Annotated in this window: 14 protein-coding genes and 5 pseudogenes; 9 read left to right on the top strand and 10 right to left on the bottom strand. The window is 59.6% G+C overall.

All coding sequences use genetic code 11. The features are described 5' to 3' along the window. Positions 1-301: 301 nt before the first annotated feature. Positions 302-839: pseudogene (locus IVB47_RS21645) on the top strand (efflux RND transporter permease subunit); the annotation flags it as partial. A gap of 182 nt (positions 840-1,021) precedes the next feature. Here IVB47_RS21645 and IVB47_RS21640 read toward each other — a convergent pair. After that, positions 1,022-1,525: a ferritin-like domain-containing protein gene (locus IVB47_RS21640; RefSeq protein WP_247464124.1), complete on the bottom strand. Its 504-nt coding sequence runs from the start codon at positions 1,523-1,525 to the stop codon at positions 1,022-1,024. A 374-nt stretch (positions 1,526-1,899) separates the two neighbouring features. Then, entirely contained in the window at positions 1,900-2,295 is a 396-nt protein-coding gene (locus IVB47_RS21635; RefSeq protein ID WP_346730806.1) for an isochorismatase family cysteine hydrolase, read from the bottom strand. Positions 2,296-2,413: 118 nt separating this feature from the next. On the opposite strand from IVB47_RS21635, the gene IVB47_RS35560 reads away from it, so the two are divergent. Next, positions 2,414-2,887, top strand: a complete 474-nt coding sequence (locus IVB47_RS35560) for a hypothetical protein (protein ID WP_346730805.1) — start codon at positions 2,414-2,416, stop codon at positions 2,885-2,887. Continuing rightward, a complete protein-coding gene (locus IVB47_RS21625) occupies positions 2,884-3,210 on the top strand; it encodes an alpha-ketoglutarate-dependent dioxygenase AlkB (RefSeq protein WP_247464121.1) in 327 nt (108 codons plus the stop codon). Before IVB47_RS35560 ends, IVB47_RS21625 begins: the two co-directional genes overlap by 4 nt. Positions 3,211-4,203: 993 nt before the next feature. On the opposite strand, the gene IVB47_RS21620 is transcribed toward IVB47_RS21625, so the two are convergent. Together IVB47_RS21620 and IVB47_RS21615 are read right to left on the bottom strand one after the other, a co-directional pair. Further along, on the bottom strand, positions 4,204-4,815 hold the full coding sequence (locus IVB47_RS21620; RefSeq protein WP_247464117.1) for a hypothetical protein: 612 nt from the start codon (positions 4,813-4,815) through the stop codon (positions 4,204-4,206). Positions 4,816-5,088: 273 nt separating this feature from the next. After that, entirely contained in the window at positions 5,089-5,262 is a 174-nt protein-coding gene (locus IVB47_RS21615) for a hypothetical protein (RefSeq protein WP_247464115.1), read from the bottom strand. 264 nt (positions 5,263-5,526) lie between these two features. Here IVB47_RS21615 and IVB47_RS21610 point away from each other — a divergent pair, with 264 nt between their 5' ends. After that, positions 5,527-5,691, top strand: a complete 165-nt coding sequence (locus IVB47_RS21610) for a hypothetical protein (RefSeq protein ID WP_247464112.1) — start codon at positions 5,527-5,529, stop codon at positions 5,689-5,691. A gap of 1,000 nt (positions 5,692-6,691) precedes the next feature. Here the strand turns inward: IVB47_RS21610 and IVB47_RS21605 are convergent. From IVB47_RS21605 to IVB47_RS21595, 3 genes and pseudogenes are all read right to left on the bottom strand, one after another. Continuing rightward, positions 6,692-7,114: a hypothetical protein gene (locus tag IVB47_RS21605; protein ID WP_247464109.1), complete on the bottom strand. Its 423-nt coding sequence runs from the start codon at positions 7,112-7,114 to the stop codon at positions 6,692-6,694. Positions 7,115-7,131: 17 nt separating this feature from the next. Beyond that, positions 7,132-7,353, bottom strand: coding sequence for a hypothetical protein (locus IVB47_RS21600; RefSeq protein WP_247464106.1), 222 nt, complete (start codon positions 7,351-7,353; stop codon positions 7,132-7,134). 1,348 nt (positions 7,354-8,701) lie between these two features. Then, a pseudogene (locus IVB47_RS21595) lies at positions 8,702-9,168 on the bottom strand (transposase); the annotation flags it as partial. Positions 9,169-9,197: 29 nt separating this feature from the next. Here IVB47_RS21595 and IVB47_RS21590 point away from each other — a divergent pair. After that, complete coding sequence (locus IVB47_RS21590; protein ID WP_346730804.1) at positions 9,198-9,680, top strand: MAPEG family protein; 483 nt, start codon at positions 9,198-9,200, stop codon at positions 9,678-9,680. A gap of 507 nt (positions 9,681-10,187) precedes the next feature. Here IVB47_RS21590 and IVB47_RS21585 read toward each other — a convergent pair. Then, positions 10,188-10,505: a hypothetical protein gene (locus IVB47_RS21585; RefSeq protein ID WP_247464103.1), complete on the bottom strand. Its 318-nt coding sequence runs from the start codon at positions 10,503-10,505 to the stop codon at positions 10,188-10,190. Between the two features lie 418 nt (positions 10,506-10,923). Here IVB47_RS21585 and IVB47_RS21580 point away from each other — a divergent pair. The 3 genes and pseudogenes from IVB47_RS21580 (at position 10,924) to IVB47_RS21570 (ending at position 13,502) form a co-directional block, all read left to right on the top strand. After that, positions 10,924-11,990 (top strand): annotated as a pseudogene (locus IVB47_RS21580) (sugar phosphate isomerase/epimerase). Further along, on the top strand, positions 11,987-13,162 hold the full coding sequence (locus tag IVB47_RS21575; protein ID WP_247464100.1) for a Gfo/Idh/MocA family oxidoreductase: 1,176 nt from the start codon (positions 11,987-11,989) through the stop codon (positions 13,160-13,162). The pseudogene IVB47_RS21580 and the gene IVB47_RS21575 overlap by 4 nt, the downstream one beginning before the upstream one ends. A 16-nt stretch (positions 13,163-13,178) precedes the next feature. Continuing rightward, complete coding sequence (locus IVB47_RS21570; protein WP_247464097.1) at positions 13,179-13,502, top strand: SDR family NAD(P)-dependent oxidoreductase; 324 nt, start codon at positions 13,179-13,181, stop codon at positions 13,500-13,502. Positions 13,503-14,470: 968 nt separating this feature from the next. Here the strand turns inward: IVB47_RS21570 and IVB47_RS21560 are convergent. Then, on the bottom strand, positions 14,471-14,644 hold the full coding sequence (locus IVB47_RS21560) for a hypothetical protein (protein ID WP_247429224.1): 174 nt from the start codon (positions 14,642-14,644) through the stop codon (positions 14,471-14,473). Between the two features lie 649 nt (positions 14,645-15,293). Here IVB47_RS21560 and IVB47_RS21555 point away from each other — a divergent pair. Continuing rightward, positions 15,294-15,753: pseudogene (locus IVB47_RS21555) on the top strand (caspase family protein); the annotation flags it as partial. Here IVB47_RS21555 and IVB47_RS21550 read toward each other — a convergent pair. Further along, positions 15,682-15,963: pseudogene (locus IVB47_RS21550) on the bottom strand (transposase); the annotation flags it as partial. The pseudogenes IVB47_RS21555 and IVB47_RS21550 overlap by 72 nt on opposite strands. Between the last annotated feature and the right edge of the window lie 524 nt (positions 15,964-16,487).

The following is a 16,487-nucleotide window of genomic DNA, read 5'->3' as shown; positions in this document are numbered from 1 at the left end:
AGGCAGGATGGGCGATGGGCGATATAAATGAACGGAGCGGTCTGCTTCAGTCCATACCCTGAGCGATCGGCCCGTCCCTAGCCTTTAGGTTGCAGATTCCACCTTTGCTACAAACCGTCCGTGGTCAACGACTTCCAAAGTGCAGTCTTCGGAGCGACGTGGATCCGCACTGCTACTCCGTGATCGCGCGATCTATGTCGATAGGCCTGACTTCTTCCAGCTCCAGCCGGGCTACTAGGTCATGCAGAGTGGCCGCCGCCCTGCTGAAAATCGTCTCGCCTGTGAGCCTGCCGATCATCTCCTGCTGGTTTACCTGAACTTCCACTCGATCACTGAGACGACAATCGTGATGCTCTCGCTGCCGTTTGCGCTGGTCGTTGGCTCACGTCGTGGCGCGCCTTCATCTGTCGGTGGCGACGCCGTTGGATTCGCTCGCCAGCTGCCCCCGGACGGGCTCGTGATGATCTATTTGAACCAGGCGCTTGCGGAGAGGCGCAGCGCCGAGGAGAGCTACCGTGACGTGCGGCGATCTCTACGACGCCACTATGAATGAGCGGTGGAGCGCGTCACCCCAAGATGATGAGGGTAGTCGTGATCATGGCGGGGCTGCTACCCCTCACGTGGAGCACCAGGACCGGGTCCGAGATCATGCAGCGGATCGCTGTGCCCATGGTCGGCGGCATGATCTCCTCCACGCTCCTGGCGCTGATCGTCATTCGGCGATCTTCGGCCTAGTGAAGGGCAGGAGCCTACCGCCCGGGCGCGGAGGTGACGTCGCTCTCGAGGAACATGCTGACGAAACCCTGAGACGGCCGCACGTTCCGCAAGCGGCCGAGTAATCTAAATTGGCCCATTCACAGACTTGGGCAAACGAGATGCACCGGCACTGTGGACCGGCGCCGCACGGGCGCCGCATCATAACCACAACGACTAGTAGACAAGTGCTTGAATAGGACCTCTTGCATCGGAATGCTCGCCCTCGCTGCGTCTTTGGCGACTGCCACGCCGCCTCGCTAACGGGTTAAGCGGCTTTCCGGTTCACGCTGCGCAGCGCCATGGTGTTGAGCTTCTCGTCCGTCGCCTTTTCCTCATCGAGGTTTTGCTGCAGGGCGGAGGCGCAGTCATCGCGGTCAAGCATCTTTGCCCATGCGATCAGGGTGCCGTACCGCGTGATCTCATAATGCTCGACGGCCTGGGCCGCCGCGATCAGCGCCGCATCCAGTACCTGTTTGTCATCGATATCGCCCGCGACTTCGCTCGCTTCCTTCAGGATGCCGTCTATGGCCGGACAATCGACGCCCTTCGCCTGGACGCCGTGCATCTCGAAGACTTTCTCAAGCCGGGTGACCTGGCCCTTGGTTTCGGAGAGATGTATCTGGAAGCCGTTCTTGAGGCCGGGATCGCTCGCCTTCTCGATCATGTCTGGAAGGTTCTTCGCGATCTGCTGCTCCGCGTAATAAATGTCCTGCAGCGTGTGCACGAAGAGGTCGTCCAGCGTTTTGATGTCCTTGGTAAAAAAGCCCATTGTGCCTCCTTTGAGTGGGTCCGCACCTTCAAACAGTCGGTTGGGGCGAGCGTTCCGCGGAGAGTTCACAACGGGATGATTTCCTGGGCGCGGATGACGATCTCCTCCTGGGAAAGCTCGCGTTCGAGCCGCTCGCGCAGGCTGCGCCAGTACTCGGGTGCAAGCTTCGCGGCCATGACCTCGATCACGGCGATAGTCCCGCTCGGTCTCGTTGCCGCTGCGCCATAGACCCAAGCCGGGCGCCCGGACAAAGCTGGTCGCGCCGCCGAATCTGCCGGTCAGCTCTTCCAGGAATTCCTCGAACCAGCGTTGCGAAACCGCCTCTCCGTCACCGCGCTCCTTCGGCAGAAGAATCTGGACGACGTAGGATTTATTCATGACACGAGCCTGGCCGTGGCCCTGGCGCTGCCCGGCCAGCTGCCGAGAAGAGTTTCGGTGGTGACGCATTCCACCTGCTGCCCGAAGCGGTTCATGTAGATATTCATCATGGAGTCGTGCGTCTCGTCAGCCGAGCTGCACAGCGCGTCGGTGACGAGAATGACCCTGAAACCCCAGTCGACGGCGCCGATGACGGTGGCCAGCACGCAGACATCGGTCTCGCCGCCGGTGATGATCGCATCGACGTGAGCCGCGCGCAGCTGCTCGTGGAAATCGCTTCCCGTCCAGGGGGAATACACGTGCTTGTCGAAGATGCGTGCGGGCGGAACGAACTGCGCGAGATCCTGGACGAGGCGGCCGATCATGTCTGCGCCAAGCTCGTCGATGGTCATCGATCCCCAGCGCTCGTAATAGCGCCGCCACATGCCGGCGCCCTGTCCCGGCTTCTGCGCCGGAACCGGGAGCCTTTGGGGGCAGTTGGTAAACCGGAAATCAAGCTGGGGAGAGCACATGAAGCGAGTTACGAAATGGCCGGCGGCGGCGAAACGTGAGCTGATCGCGCCTCGCGGAGACAAGCGGTATATCCGCCGCGATGCGAAAGGCCGCATCGAGGAAAGCGATGATGTGAGCCGCTCGCTTTCCCAGGACCGCCGCAAGACGGCAAAGAAGGAAGTGAAAGCCGGACAGGGTGACCAGGGCGACCGCGAGCCTGCAAAATCCAAGGCGCGGAAAAAATCGAGTGCCCGCAGTAACGCAACTCTCGATCTCTTCGGCGTCGGTCTCCTTCCCGAAGGCATGAAGTATCAGCCGGAGTTTCTGTCCGCTGACGAAGACCGTGCGCTTCTGGCTGACATCGAAAAGCTTCCATTCAGGGAATTTGAATTCCGCGGCTTCACCGGCAAGCGCAGTACCGTCTCCTTTGGATGGCGCTACGACTTCAATGGCGGTGGTCTCACCAGAACTGAGGACATGCCTGAATTTTGACCCAGGTCCGGGCGCGTGACGAGGCATTCGCCGGCATTGCGCCCGGCAGCTTCCAGCAGGTTCTCGTGACCGAGTACGCGCCCGCCGCCGGGATCGGCTGGCATAAGGATCGCTCCGTCTTTGGCGATGTTGCCGGCATTTCGCTGCTTGCCTCATGTAGCTTCAGGCTGCGCCGGCGAACGGCCATGTCCTTCGAGAGGAATACGCTCGTCGCCGAGCCGCGTTCTATCTACCTTCTCCGCGGTCCATCGCGCGCCGAATGGCAGCACAGGATGCCCGGTGTCGAAAGCCTGCGCTACTCGCTGATACTACCGGATGAATAGGTCGGGCCTTCCTTTGCCGCCCTAACCTGCCGGTCACGCTCAGCGCAGAGATCGTCAACCTTGCTCCGTGGAGCCTAGGCCCTCATCACTGACCCCTGATGATCATCGTTTCCGAGAGCACGCGCTGCCGCTCCACTTCTGATTTACGGAAACTTAATAAGTCATTGCCAACGTCTTGAGCGTTGCAACGCGTCGCGGCAGCGACTCCGTTTCCGTTAGTTATCATCTAGGACCTGCTCGGTTGGCAGTCTCTTCATGGGAGAGGCCGATGCTCAAAGGATGCATGATTGCTGCTTTCGCACTGCTTTTTTTGGCGTTGTGCGATCATCAAGTGTCAAACGGAAAGTACACCGACGCGGTTCTGGTCATGGCGAAGCAGATAACTCGCTCATTTGGCGTCTGACAGAGCGGGGAATCCATTCAAACGGACTAAGGCTAGACAAACGCGCAAAGTAACGGCTAGTCATTCGCATGGGTTGGATTCCGAATTGGCTGCGATGGGCAGATGTCAGACTGCGGCCTAGGGCCGGCGCTCAGGTCGACTTACAACCGCTGTCGGAGCGCAGTGGCAGGTGGCTGAAGGCGAACTTGTTTCGCTTCCCGGGCGCGGTGTGGTCGCGGAAGCGTGGCTGTGTGGAGCTGTCAGAGGGTGACGTGATCGCGCTGCATCTTGTTGTCGCGCGGATCACGGAAGCCGGGCTGAAGGTGCGGCTATCGGGGCGCCTTCGCGGCTGGGACGGTGCGTCGCCGGTTTGGACTTTGCTGGTGCGCGGCGCTAGCGGGTATGGCCTCCTCCTTAAGGCACGAGGCCAAACTTACTGCCCACCACGGCCACAAATCCGTTCTGTCAAGCCAGAACGTTCCGAAGAAGGGCAACTTGTTTCCAAAGAGAAACGGACTGCGGACGAAAGTCGAACCTAGTGGTCGATCCCAAGGCGATGCAGGTCATGCTCACCACTCCCGAGGACGGGAGGTCTAATTGAGATGAGGAGCTCAATCGAACACTAGGTCGTCAGCTATCGTTATCGCTCTCGTTCGCATCGGCAGTCTATGAGAAAGCTCTCGGTCAATGACCGCGCGTACAGCCGGTGCCGCTACTACGTCGGTGCGCGTCATCAAGTCCCGGATTTCGAACCGGCCATCGATGCTGATAGTCTTCAGAGAGGCGATTATTTCGGTGACCTTGCTGCCGGCTCCGAATGGCAGCAGCAGCCGTTCATATTCCACCTTATGCCCGGCAGCGTCCTCAAGTTCCGACACCGTGTAGACTGGGCATCGTCGTGCGACGCAGAGATGGTAGACCGGCATGACAGAAGGCGCCAATCGGGGGCCCACATAATCATCCAGCCGGCGCCCCTTCCCGGTTTTGCCGTACGCGGCGGACATTCGGGTGCCTTCGCTTTCTATCGTGAGAACTGGCGGCCACTGGGCGCTATCGACGACGTAATAAACGAGATCATCTGCTTCTTCCGCAAGGCGGCCCGGCACATATTCTGAGACGGCGGGGAGGCTGTCCTCGCGCGCATAGAGCCGAAGCCAGGTGTTTAGTAGATCGCGTTGGCGGATCGCCCTCACGACCGCGGGCGCTGCGCTCTGAAAGTCCATAGCTAAGACGCCTCAAAGGTTGCGATGCAGCAGGCTAGGGCTCCTCGGCTAAAGGCCCGTTAACATCTGGTCTTTCGTTTGACAGGTTTCCAAAGCACATTCGGCTGCCGCTGATCAGGCGGCGCCGCAGCGATCGGCGAGAGTTTCAATGCCGCCCTGCGAGCGGGGGTCGGGAGCGCAGTAGCGTCTCTCTGTCACTGGGGGTGACCAGGGGTCTGGTGATGACTACCAAAACAACGGCAGGGGCGAGGTGCCGTTTGGTCGATAGCACTGCTACTCGTAGCGATCGAAAATTCCGCGGCGGTGCCGCGCGTGCTCTGCAAGCTTGTCCCACTCTACCGCCAGACGCAGCCATGCTTCCCGGGCATCTTCTGTCTCGGCGTCGTGCGCCATCTGGCGACATTCACCAGCGTTGCTCTTAAACCGGTCAGCATCGGGTTGAGACACGCCCGCCTCCTTCCCCTCCACAATGAAGGAGCGGAGGGCTTGTTCCGTCGGAACGCACCTTGGGACCGAAGCAGCGGAATGCGCGCTCGCTTCAGAAGGAGCCGGCGACTACTGCGAAGAGCAACCAAAGGCTGGTCAGGATGCCTAAAGTTTACCCGGCTTTAGGCCAACAGGGCCAGTGTAGGAGCCTCGGCGTACATTTACACTTGTCCTAGAATGCCACCACCGCCCAACAATGTTCCTAGCTATCTTGAACGAGCCGCCATGGATGCGATCCGCGGCGATCCGAACTATCACGCTAGTGCAGTGACCATTCTAAAGCTGATGCGCAAAGGTTGGGTCGAGACGAAGGCCGGGAAGGGGCTACGGAAGTACCAGATCACCTTGAAGGGCGAAGAGGCGTTAAAAGCCAAGATGCGGACTTATTGACGGGCGGGCAGAGTGGCGTGTCAACGACTTATCATTCGCTTCTAGCTCTATCGCTCTCTTGCCGCGACGCACCGGACTGCTCGCCAGCGGCTGCGCAGTCGGATCGGCATAATGACCTGCTTTACTTCAACAACTCAGCAAAGAGCTGCCCACTCCTTCTACTCGCTCCACCCTGCTGCTTTCGAAACCGCTGCAAGCAAGCGTAAACCGCTTGCCGAGTTCGGCCCAGCCGCTCGGCAGCCAACTCAGGTGTCGCCCTGCGTCGAAGAGCGAGAGTAACTCCGCTTCTTCGGCGGGCATAGTAGCGCATCCAAATTTCGCAGCTGTTGTTCCGCTACGAATTCCGACGAAGCCTAGACGTTCCTTCATTGGGCATTCACCGACGCAGTACCTTAGCCCTTCCGAAGCTGCTTCTCGGTTCCCGAATTAACTTCCAGCGAGGGCATCAAGCTTAATTTGAACCTTTGATTGGGGCGTCGCATCGGAGGGGTAGTTTCGCGCACCGGACATTGCCCCCGTCCGGGCTCACCATGGTGAAGCCGTCGCGCCATTATATTCGGCGCGGCGGCTTCGTTATCGCTCACAACCTTATGAGACTTATTTTGGCGAACAGGCCCGACGATGACCGGTCCGATCTCGTTGAGATGCGGCGACAGATCACGAACTTGCGCTCGCAACACTCTGACAATCTTGTCGTCACATCGCGATTGAACCGCTTCCTCGTGAAGATTGCTCTTCTCTCAGAGCCAAAAGATGCGGCGCACGCTCGACATCTTCAGTCTGAATTCGCTCGGATGCTGCGAACTGTTGACGAAATCGTCTCACGAGGCCGATCCACGAAGCCGCGGCCCAAGTAACATTAACGCACCAACGTTGTTGCGCCGATCCCGCCCAGCGCAGATGCTGGATGCAGTCGCGAAGTCGTCCTCGTTTCGCGTACCGGCGCCTTCGCGGCGAGGGGTCGCCGTCCCCTCGGTCGGCGGCCCCGCCCATGGGCGGCCTAGTAAGCACGCCGCACTGCTCGGGGCAGAGATGGCAGTCTCGGAGAAAACCGGTGGGCAAGCGCGAGCACTGCGGCTTCGTCGGTTTCGAGCGCGATCTTCTGGGCGAGCATCACATCGCCAGTCGCCAGAGCACGATCGGGAACGAAACACCAGCCGATCGCGGGCTGCCCTGATGCGTCGAGCTCTACAACATTGCTCAGGGTACCAAATTGAACTCGATATCGTCTGCCGGTGTGAGAACCGGTGACTTCGAAATAGTTGTTGGCATCGAATTGCGCGCGCTGCGCTGGAGATAACCAATCCCGTAACAAACGTCGCGAGCGCTCTTCCGGGCCATTTTGCTCAGTGAAGCTCCGATATAGCTCACGGAGGGCACGGAAGCGCGCATCGTTAGCTTCACTGCGTCTGAACAGAAACATTGGCGCGTCGCGATAGCTTAGCCGCCGACGAGGCGGGGAAAGAACAGCGTCTCATCCGCGGTGGGATCAAATGACCGTGTGAGCTTTAGTTCACTGCCCGCCCTCCGCGTGGCGGCGGTAAACCCCTGATCAGTGAACTGCTTAAATCGCCGTTCAGCCTCGGCGAGCCCCTTCGGATCAGTTTGTTCAAAGAAATGTCTGCTGTCGCCGGTGTCGTCCATAACGATCTGGATAGCCATAAAATGAGCTCCGTAATTCGTAGCCCCTGACAAGCAAAAAAGCTTTCAAACCGAGTTACGTTCCTAATTCCGGACGCCAGTGCGGCGCACGAAGCTAATCGCGAAGAGGAAGGCGACAAATGAAGGGGTTCGTCCGGCAAGATCGGCGGCGGCAAGGCGAAGGTCGCCACTTGGCCAGCTTCGTCGACCACCAAGCCGAACGATCGATCCGGCGCGACGCAACCCAGGGCTAAGGCGCTAGTCTCCCCGATCTGATCGCGTCCTTGGGCGAAGGCACCGAACTGAATACTGCGTCAGAACGTCAAGGCGTTCCTTCCATCGGTCCCTCCGCGGCTGCTTCGGTGGGAGCGCGTCTTTCGTCTGTTGTTCCCCAGATTGCCGGCGTATTGTGGCGCAAGTCGCTCTGGCCCTGTTCATTCTCACATTTTCGCCGGCTGCGAAGTGAGCGGTATTGAACTCTCCGTTGTGGCAGTCTCATCACCGATAGATGCCGAGAGCGGATCGGTGATGACCTTGTGTTAACATCTATTGCAGGCCGATCTGAGCAGTTTTGACCACCCACAAAGCGAATTGGACCACTCCCACAATCGACCGAGCCATTGAGCGCGGATGCCGGCCATGGTGGACGAGCCCGTCAGAGCTAACCAGCGCCGGCCGAAATCGAAAATGAATTGATGGACGCCACCCTTGTTCGTGTCCGAAGGAAAAGCAAATGATGAAGCCAACGCGGTCGGGTCAGCAACAGATGGCAGACGGAGGCAATCGAGCGGCCCTCAACCCGATGGGGTCGAGACAGACATTAGCGGACGGTCAAGCCGAACCCGAATTCCACGAAAACCTCAAACGCCTCAGGGCCGAGCGGGTGGCTCGTGAGGCGCGACCGAAGACGAAGCCAAAGGCCTGATCGAGTTGAAAATCTACTCTTTTGCCTCGGGGGTGCCGACCAAGGGACCGGCCGCTTTGAGTAGAAGGCTAAAACCGCAGAAGGTCATGGAATGTTGAATCGACGGTCTTGCTTTGCATGAATAAAACTCCCCTCCGGGGCACGATCAATTTGCAGCGTCTTCAAGAAATGTCGATCACGAGTTTAGGGGCGACAAGGTATCTGGCCTCCCTAGCAAGCGATAGGAGCGCGGCCCTTCCCCTTTTTGCAAACTAGTCGGGCCGCGTCATCAGGCGTTGTAGTGCAACAGACATTCATTCCTCATTCTTTGAGCGGCGGTCGCTCCATTCGACGCAGACGCGCAGGGCTGCATCGAGGGCGCTATCGACGGCGGCGTCAGCTAGATTGCTCCTCGATAGCTCGTCCGGCAGCCGCCGGCGGAACTCCTTGTCGCCTTCGATGCCCTTTCTGCCGATTGGAATCAGCCTTGATCAGGCTCGCATCGATTTTCCAAATCGTTCATTACCGACCAGCCGCTCCTCGATACAGCGGCGCAACAGGCTCTAAATCACACGACGGTCGCTCTGTCGGAAGCGGCCGTGCCTGTGTTCGGACAATGGTCGAGCGATCCGGTACTGCACTATCCAGACCAGCCGGCAAACCATCTGTAGGCCAAGTTTAGGTGGGCCTCATCGCACGCGTGCCGCTCTGATCGAATGCCGAGGCGGTAGCCGATCAGCAGCATCCCGATCATCAACTCGGGATCGATCAAAGGTCGACCGACAATGCTGTAGAAGGTGCCAGATCCTGCCTGACCTGTTTAAGGTGACAACTCTGTCTATCGACCGGAGCAAGTGGTCGGCAGGGATATGCCGTCCGAGCGAGAACTCATAGAACAAAGTAGCCTGTTCGACTTGCCGATGTCGCATCACGACTTCAGTTCCTCGCCAGAATATCGTCTTTGACCCACAATCTAGGATCGTGGCAGACTACCTTAGCTCACGTCAGCTCCTTACCAGAAGAGCAGAAGCCTCGAACCGGAGGACTAACATTGGAGAAGTATTACTTAGTCGCTATCGTCACGTTAGCTACCGGCATCGTGATTTTTGGAATGGCGCTCACGGTCTCACGAACACACACGCATACAGGAATACTTGCGCCCGCCATGACGGGCGATCCTCTCCTCGAGAGGACAATCCGAGCACACTCAAATACGCTTGAATGGCTGCCGATCTTTCTCGCTTCGATGTGGCTATTCGCAATATACTGGAGTCCAGCTTGGGCCGCTGGTTTCGGAGCGATCTGGTTAGTTGGACGGATAGCTTACTTTGTCGGATATCGTGCAGACGCGAAACGGCGTTTTCCTGGCTTCTTCATCCAGTCCCTTGCACACTTCGCACTCATGCTGGGGGCGCTCGGTAGGGTCACTTATCTGGCCATGTAATCTGGTCCTGTCCTAGCTGAGGCCGAAGGAACATGGCGATGCCGAATGGAAGCCGCAGGGACCATTGCCAGGCGGTCTATAATACCAAGGCCGAGAATGAAGTAAGCTGGTTCAGGAAAGCCCGGCACTTTCAGTTGAGCTTTTGGCGCAGGTCGGCGCGTCCGATATCCCATAAAGACGAAAGAGTAGTGGCATGCTGCCACATGCAAAAGTCGCAACCAGGTCCGGTGAAACGGATTTGAATCGTGCGCGGGCTGTCTGTTCGGAGATCAGGGCTCGATCCGATCGAACAGCGGAGGATATCGAGACACTGTCCGCGAGCTCCGTGTCATCTGCCCGGCTTGAAGACCCTTCCTGGAATTGCAAAGCATGCCAGCAACTATCTCAGCAGAGTGGCGCTGAGCGCGGAGCGTGGTTTCGCGACAACGAAGGCGATTTTTCGGCATCGGCGCGGGCGATCCGATAACCCGATCTCGCCCGAAGCGGGTTCGGCATTGATCATCGGGATCACTTCCTTTCGAAGGTCATGAGCAGCAGTCCGATGGCGATCAGGATCACCGCCAATCTGAATTCGCCACCGACAATGATCCGACGTTCTCGCATGACGGCCACGCGAGCGCGGGGCATCGGCTCCAATCCAACGAAGAAAATCGGCTCGCTTTGAGCTTGCAGCCGTCTCTTGCCGACGCAATTCGCGCGGCGCCCGAGAGATCCTGCGGTGAAGTGCCGTTCTGGCGCGCCGGCGCATTCTCCCCTGCTGTTGCAGGTGTCGCACCTAATCGAGGCGAGGCCGCCTTCAGTCGCAGCAATGGCATGCGGCTTCAATGATCCGTTCCTTCCGGAGGCCGTGGCGAGCACTGATCGGACGCGAGCTCCTCTACATGCACGATTATCTCCTATCGGCGGTGGGAATCCCCGAACTTAAAAAAAGCGCGCAGTAGCCGAAGCGCATCAGCTCACACAAGGCTTTCCGACGGCGACTGCCCTCGTTCACCAATCCCTGTTGGGAAGGTGCCGGGACCGCCCCAGGTTACATTCGAAAGCATCTACCCAAAAGCCGATACGTCCCTCCGGCCGTTCGCAGTGACCACCAAGAATCGCGCGCGAAATGATAACAGTGCGGGGCGGTATGCAGTGCAGACTGTTCATTTCGATGTCCGATTTCGATTAGATGGCTTCGCGGGGCAACGTCCTTCGCCAAGATGGACCAAGAGACAATTGGTATTGCCCCGGGGAGGCGCTCATGAAGCCGGTAACATTGCGCGGACCCGGGCTGTTCATTAGCCAGTTCATCGGTGCCGAGCCGCCGTTCGATATGCTTGAGGGGATTGCCGGATGGGCGAAGGGCCTGGGCTTCAAGGCCTTGCAGATCCCGCTTTCTGACCCGCGGCTGAAGGATCTCGCCGGGCTGTCGGAGCCGGACGCGCTTGCGCGCATTGAGACGGTGATGTCGAAGGCGGGTCTTGTGGTCAGCGAGATCGCGGCGCAGCGCTCGGGGCAGTTGCTGGCCGTGCATCCGGCCTATGACGAGACGATGAATGTACTGGCCGCGCCGGAAGTCCGCGGTAAGCCCGCCGCGCGGCAGGCCCTGGCCGAGCAGGATCTGCGCCGCGCGATCGCGCGCGCCGCGGCGCTCGGCACCGGGAAAGTCGTCGTATTCTCGGGCGGGCTTGCATGGCCCTATTTCTATCCCTATCCGCCGCGACCCGCGGGCCTGATCGAGCGTGCCTCCGACGAACTCGCCCGGCGCTGGCGTCCGTTGCTCGATGAGGCCGATCGCGCCGGAATCGATCTCTGCTTCGAGCTGCACCCGGGACAGGACCTGCATGACGGCATCAGCTTCGAACGGTTCCTCGCGCGCGTCGATCAGCATCCACGCGCAAAGATCAACTACGATCCCAGCCACTTCCTGCTCCAGCAGATGGACTATCTCGGCTTCGTCGACCGCTATCACGCGCGGATCGGCGCGTTCACGTCAAGGACGCCGAGTTCACGCCAAGTGCCGCGAGCGGCGTCTATGGCGGCTACCAGGAGTGGGTTGACCGCCCCGGCCGGTTCCGCAGCGTCGGGGATGGTCAGATCGATTTTGGCGGCATTTTCGATCGCCTGACCCGCTATGGCTACGACGGCTGGGCCGTGCTGGAATGGGAATGCTGCTTAAAGAATTCCAACGACGGCGCGCGCGAAGGCGCGCAGTTCATCGACGCGCATATCATCCGCCTCGCCGACCGTTCCTTCGACGCGGCGATGAGCGGATCCATGTCCCCCGATGCGATCGACCGCGTGCTCGGCATTGCGAGGCGTCCATGACCAATCCGGTTCTCAAAGCGCTCGGGCATCCGTTTCGTCTCGGCATCGTCGGCGGCGCGCCGCCGTCCATGATCGGCCCTGTCCACCGCCTCGCCGCCACTATGGACCAGCGCTTTGCTCTGGTAGCGGGCATGCTGTCCTCGCGTGCGGAGCGGTCGCGCGCAGAAGGCGCGGCGATCGGCCTGCCCGAGGCGCGCTGCTACGACAACATCGAGGAGTTTCTGGCCAACGAGCGCGCGCGGGAAGACGGCATCGAGGCGCTCGCGATCGTCACACCGAACGACACGCACGCGCCCTATCTGAGGCTTGCGCTAGCGGCCGGGCTCGACGTGATGATGGAGAAGCCGCTTTGCAATGAACTCCGCGAAGCCCGCGAATTGCGCGATCTGGTGGCGTCCAGCGGCTGCGCCGTGGCCGTCACGCACACCTATTCCGGCTATCCCATGGTGAGGGAGATGCGCGCGCGCTGCCGCGCCGACGAGATCGGCACGCTCCGCCTCGTTCAGATCGAATATCTCGCCGGCGGGCTTGCGACCGCGGTCGAGCTTGGGCCAGATGCAGAGCAGCGCTGGCGGTTGAAGCCGGAGCGGAGCGGGCCGTCGCTCGTGCTCGGCGACATCGGCACCCATGCACACCACCTCGTATCGTTTGTCACGGGCCGGTCGTTCGAAACAGTGTCGGCCGATGTCGGGGCAATGGTGCCCGGCCGGGCGGTGCATGACATCGCACAGGTGCGCTTCCATCTCGCCGACGGCGTGCGCGGACAGCTTGAGGTCAGCAATGCTGCGGCCGGCATGTCCAACCAGATCCGGCTGCGGGTCTACGGCGACAGCGGGCACATGGAGTGGCAACATGGCCGGCACAATGAGCTGCGGATCGCCTCTCTCAGCGGTGACGTCCGCATCATATCCGGCGGCCAGCCGACGCTGGGTGCGGATGCGCAGCATTCTTCGCGCCTGATGCGCCCCGGTCATCCCGAGGGCTTGCAGGAGGCCGTCGCGAACCTCTATTGCGATCTCGCCGACATGATGCTCGCTCGCCGTGGTCATCCGACCTCGGGCGCATCCATTTTAGCGCCGAGGATCGAGGACGGCGTTGCAGGGCTTGCCTTCGTGATGGCATGCCTGGAAAGTTCGGCGAAGGACGGAGCCATGGTTCGGCTGAGCAAGTAAATCTGGGAAGTAGAGCATGGCGACAGTTTTAGTGACGGGTTGCGATACGGGACTGGGCGTCGAATTCTCCCGTCAATATGCCGGCGATGGCCGCCGCGTGTTCGCGACCTGCCTCGATCCGTCAACCGCCACCGAGACCGTCGCAATCCGCGGCAATATCGAAGTGGTGAAACTCGACGTCGCCGATCATGCCGCGATCGAAACGCTGTCGGCGCGCCTCAAGGGCGAGGTGATCGACATCCTGCTCAACAATGCCAGCATCGGCCGGCCGCATCCGCCATTCGAGACGGACTACGCGCTCTGGCAGCGAATCTTCGCGACCATCTGGTCGGGCCGATGAAGATGGCCGAAAGCTTTGTCGAGCAGGTCGCGCGCAGTGAGGCAAAAATGTATCAAGCCGGATGGGCTCGATCGCGCTGAACAATTTCGGCGGCTCCTCCGCCTATCGTTCCAGCAAGGCAGGTCTCAACATGATCTTCAAGTCCCTCACCGTCGACCTCGCGCCCGGCACATCTGTGTTTTCGCGCTGCATCCGGGCTGGGCGATGACCGAGCCGGGCGGCCGGGTGCCGGTCGCCGAGAGCGTCGCCGGCATGCGTGGCGTGATCCATCGCGCCGGCGCATCATTCCGGCAGCTTTGTCACTTATCACGACCAGCCGCTGCCGTGGTGAGACGCTAATTGTTGCCAGTTGCCTTAGAGAGCCGAAGCGGCCGCTTCAAGGTGGTGTCTTCCGCCTGGAAATAGAGTCGGACCGGAATCCGTGAACGCCCGACGTCGGCCTTCTCGGCGCTGAGCTGAATGTTGTGCGACGGATTGTTGGTGAACTCGAAGGAGCCGTCGCTCTTGGTCTGGGTCGAGCCCTTCTTGAAAACCCAAAGTGCGACCTCGGCGCCTTCGACCGGCTTGCCCGACGCATCGAAGCGCTGAATATCAAATGATGTTGATCTATCAAATGATAATGTCCTCGGTCAGTTCTTAATGCACTTTCGGTACAGCATCGCAGGGCTAACACGGAGCGCGCCATGCAGAAACGACGACGGTTCAAACAAACCGAAACACTCGAAGAACGACTAGCGAAGGAAGCTGACAGGCTGAAGCATCAGGCACAGACCATGCCGCTCGGCCTGCAGCGAGATCATCTCATTCGGAAAGCGCGGCAAGCCGAAACCGCCTCGCATATTAGTGATTGGCTGCGGTCTCCTGGTCTGCAGGCGCCAAAATAAATAGTCGCCGCTCCTAAGCGAAGACGTACGCCGCGACGACTAGCGCAATGCTAAGAATGATGATGCCGACGAAGAACCGGCCCATCACCTCTCCTTGCGAATACCCTTGAATTTCTTCGCGGACTTCTTGACAGCCATGAACTCGCCGCTGGTTTTGTTGCGCTTGGTGGAGGTCTTGGTGAGCGGATTCCTGAGCTGCGTGCGCTTCTTCACAGCGCCCTTGCGGGCATTGTCGCCGGTCGGTCTGTTGACTGCCATCATACCCTCCGTTTGAGCAACAACCTCCAAATTTGTGGAACGTTCCTAACTCGGAACCAATTTACAATCGGCTGGGTTATCTCTGCAACACAGGAGGACACCATGGGCTTTGGAAGAGGCGCACTGCTTTGGATGCTGGGCATCCCGCTGCCGATTATTCTTATCCTCGCACTGTTCTGGCATCACTAAGGGCGGATGTACCCCTGATGCTAAGCGAGGCCCCTCGGTCCGCCGAGGGCCTTTGCATTGCCGTCCCGCTTGCATATTTGCAAAGGATGATGCTTGCGATCTTGGACATCTCTGCAGACGTGTCCATTGTTCATGAATGCTGGCTCCTACTGCGGCTACCAGCAGCATATGACCCACTGTTTTGCCCGACGGCCGCAAGAGAATTCTTGGCCTTTAGCGAAATGGGCGCAAGGAGCGCCGGGCCATTGGCGACGCGAAAGCGAGGTGGCCTTTCGACGGCTGCTTCAAGCTGGAGTGCGGCTTTCCTGCGGACACTTACCGCATCTGCGACGCGAAACCGACGCCACTGACCCATCGCTTACCTCCCGGGTGGCCGTGACTGACTATGTGATCAATGTCACAATACCTGCTTGTTCTTTGTCATTCTCTGCATAGGCTGCGCATATTCGTCGGGACGGTAATGGGCGCTTTTCGTCGGTTTTCTTTGATCATATTCATATGGTGGCTGATGTGCGTTTCGGCACACGCCGAACGCCGTGTCGCGCTGGTCATGGGCAACTCGGCGTACAAGAGCGTACCCAAGCTCTCCAACCCTGCGAACGATGCCGCCCTGGTCGGAGGCATGTTCCAGAAAGCCGGGTTCGCGACTGGATCGACATCAGGGCCGATCTGAACGCTTCCGAGATGCGCAAGGCCCTTCGTGACTTCGGTGGTCGGGCGCGAGATGCTGAGGTCGCTGTCATCTATTACGCCGGTCGTGGCACATTGAACTCGACGGCACCGACTACCTAATCCCGACTGATGCGGCTCTTGAGACTGACAGCGACGTTCTTGACGAGACCGTGGCGCTAGATCGGGCGCTGTTCGCCGTCGAGCCTGCCAAACAGCTCCGGTTGATTATTTTCGATGCCTTCCGAGACCTTCGTGCCGATCCGCTTGGCAAGCTTCATGCCCCAGGCCTTTAGGGAAGACCACTTTTTGATTCGATAAAGAGGGACAGTGGCGGCCTCGAACAAGTAAGCTCGGAGAAGCCGGTCGCCCCATCGAGATATCTTTCCGTTGGTGTCGGTTTCGCCGGATTGGCTGCGCCTCGGCGTAAGGCCTAGGTAGGCGCCGATTCCCCGGAATTTGCCACCCGGCTGTCCATCCCTCGTTGTTCTGATCGCAGCGGTGGCGACCGGTCTTATTGGCGGGCGCTAACGGAGCAATCGATGCGGGATCAATCGCGGGAGTAGCTGCCTCGCAGCGGGATCGTAATGCTGACAAACAGCGAAAACTTGTGCTGACTGGTTGCGTTCGACAATCTGGGGTAGCGCGACAGTATGCCCTCAATCGGCGCGGTAAAGCGTGGTTCGCCGGCGAGCTCCTGCAGAAATGTCGCTCGGGCGCGTGCGCCTGTCAGGCGCGAAGAACGGCGCGCGGCCCACGATCGCATGACCTAGCACCTCGTAAGATGTCGTAAAGCATCGATTCTAACTTGTTATTTCCTCGGAATCGCTAGGATGTCTGCGGGGGAGACCATGAACCACGAACTCATGTTCGCGGCACTGAACGCCACGAACGAAGCCATTCTACGTTCGGCGAACAGCTCCGAACTTTATCAAAGAGTTTGTGATGCCGCGGTCTATGGCGGCCACATTCGAATCACAGCTGT

Source organism: Bradyrhizobium sp. 62, assembly GCF_023073035.1.
Taxonomy (GTDB): domain Bacteria; phylum Pseudomonadota; class Alphaproteobacteria; order Rhizobiales; family Xanthobacteraceae; genus Bradyrhizobium.
The sequence above is the reverse complement of the archived record's forward strand: the minus strand, read 5'-3'. Positions and strand labels throughout refer to the sequence as shown.

Bases quoted from the DNA above. Each gene is read 5' to 3' on its own strand.
- IVB47_RS21640 (WP_247464124.1), bottom strand. From the start codon at position 1,525: ATGGGCTTTTTTACCAAGGACATCAAAACGCTGGACGACCTCTTCGTG.
- IVB47_RS21635 (WP_346730806.1), bottom strand. From the start codon at position 2,295: ATGACCATCGACGAGCTTGGCGCAGACATGATCGGCCGCCTCGTCCAG.
- IVB47_RS35560 (WP_346730805.1), top strand. From the start codon at position 2,414: ATGAAGCGAGTTACGAAATGGCCGGCGGCGGCGAAACGTGAGCTGATC.
- IVB47_RS21620 (WP_247464117.1), bottom strand. From the start codon at position 4,815: ATGGACTTTCAGAGCGCAGCGCCCGCGGTCGTGAGGGCGATCCGCCAA.
- IVB47_RS21610 (WP_247464112.1), top strand. From the start codon at position 5,527: ATGGATGCGATCCGCGGCGATCCGAACTATCACGCTAGTGCAGTGACC.
- IVB47_RS21605 (WP_247464109.1), bottom strand. From the start codon at position 7,114: ATGTTTCTGTTCAGACGCAGTGAAGCTAACGATGCGCGCTTCCGTGCC.
- IVB47_RS21600 (WP_247464106.1), bottom strand. From the start codon at position 7,353: ATGGCTATCCAGATCGTTATGGACGACACCGGCGACAGCAGACATTTC.
- IVB47_RS21575 (WP_247464100.1), top strand. From the start codon at position 11,987: ATGACCAATCCGGTTCTCAAAGCGCTCGGGCATCCGTTTCGTCTCGGC.
- IVB47_RS21570 (WP_247464097.1), top strand. From the start codon at position 13,179: ATGGCGACAGTTTTAGTGACGGGTTGCGATACGGGACTGGGCGTCGAA.
- IVB47_RS21560 (WP_247429224.1), bottom strand. From the start codon at position 14,644: ATGGCAGTCAACAGACCGACCGGCGACAATGCCCGCAAGGGCGCTGTG.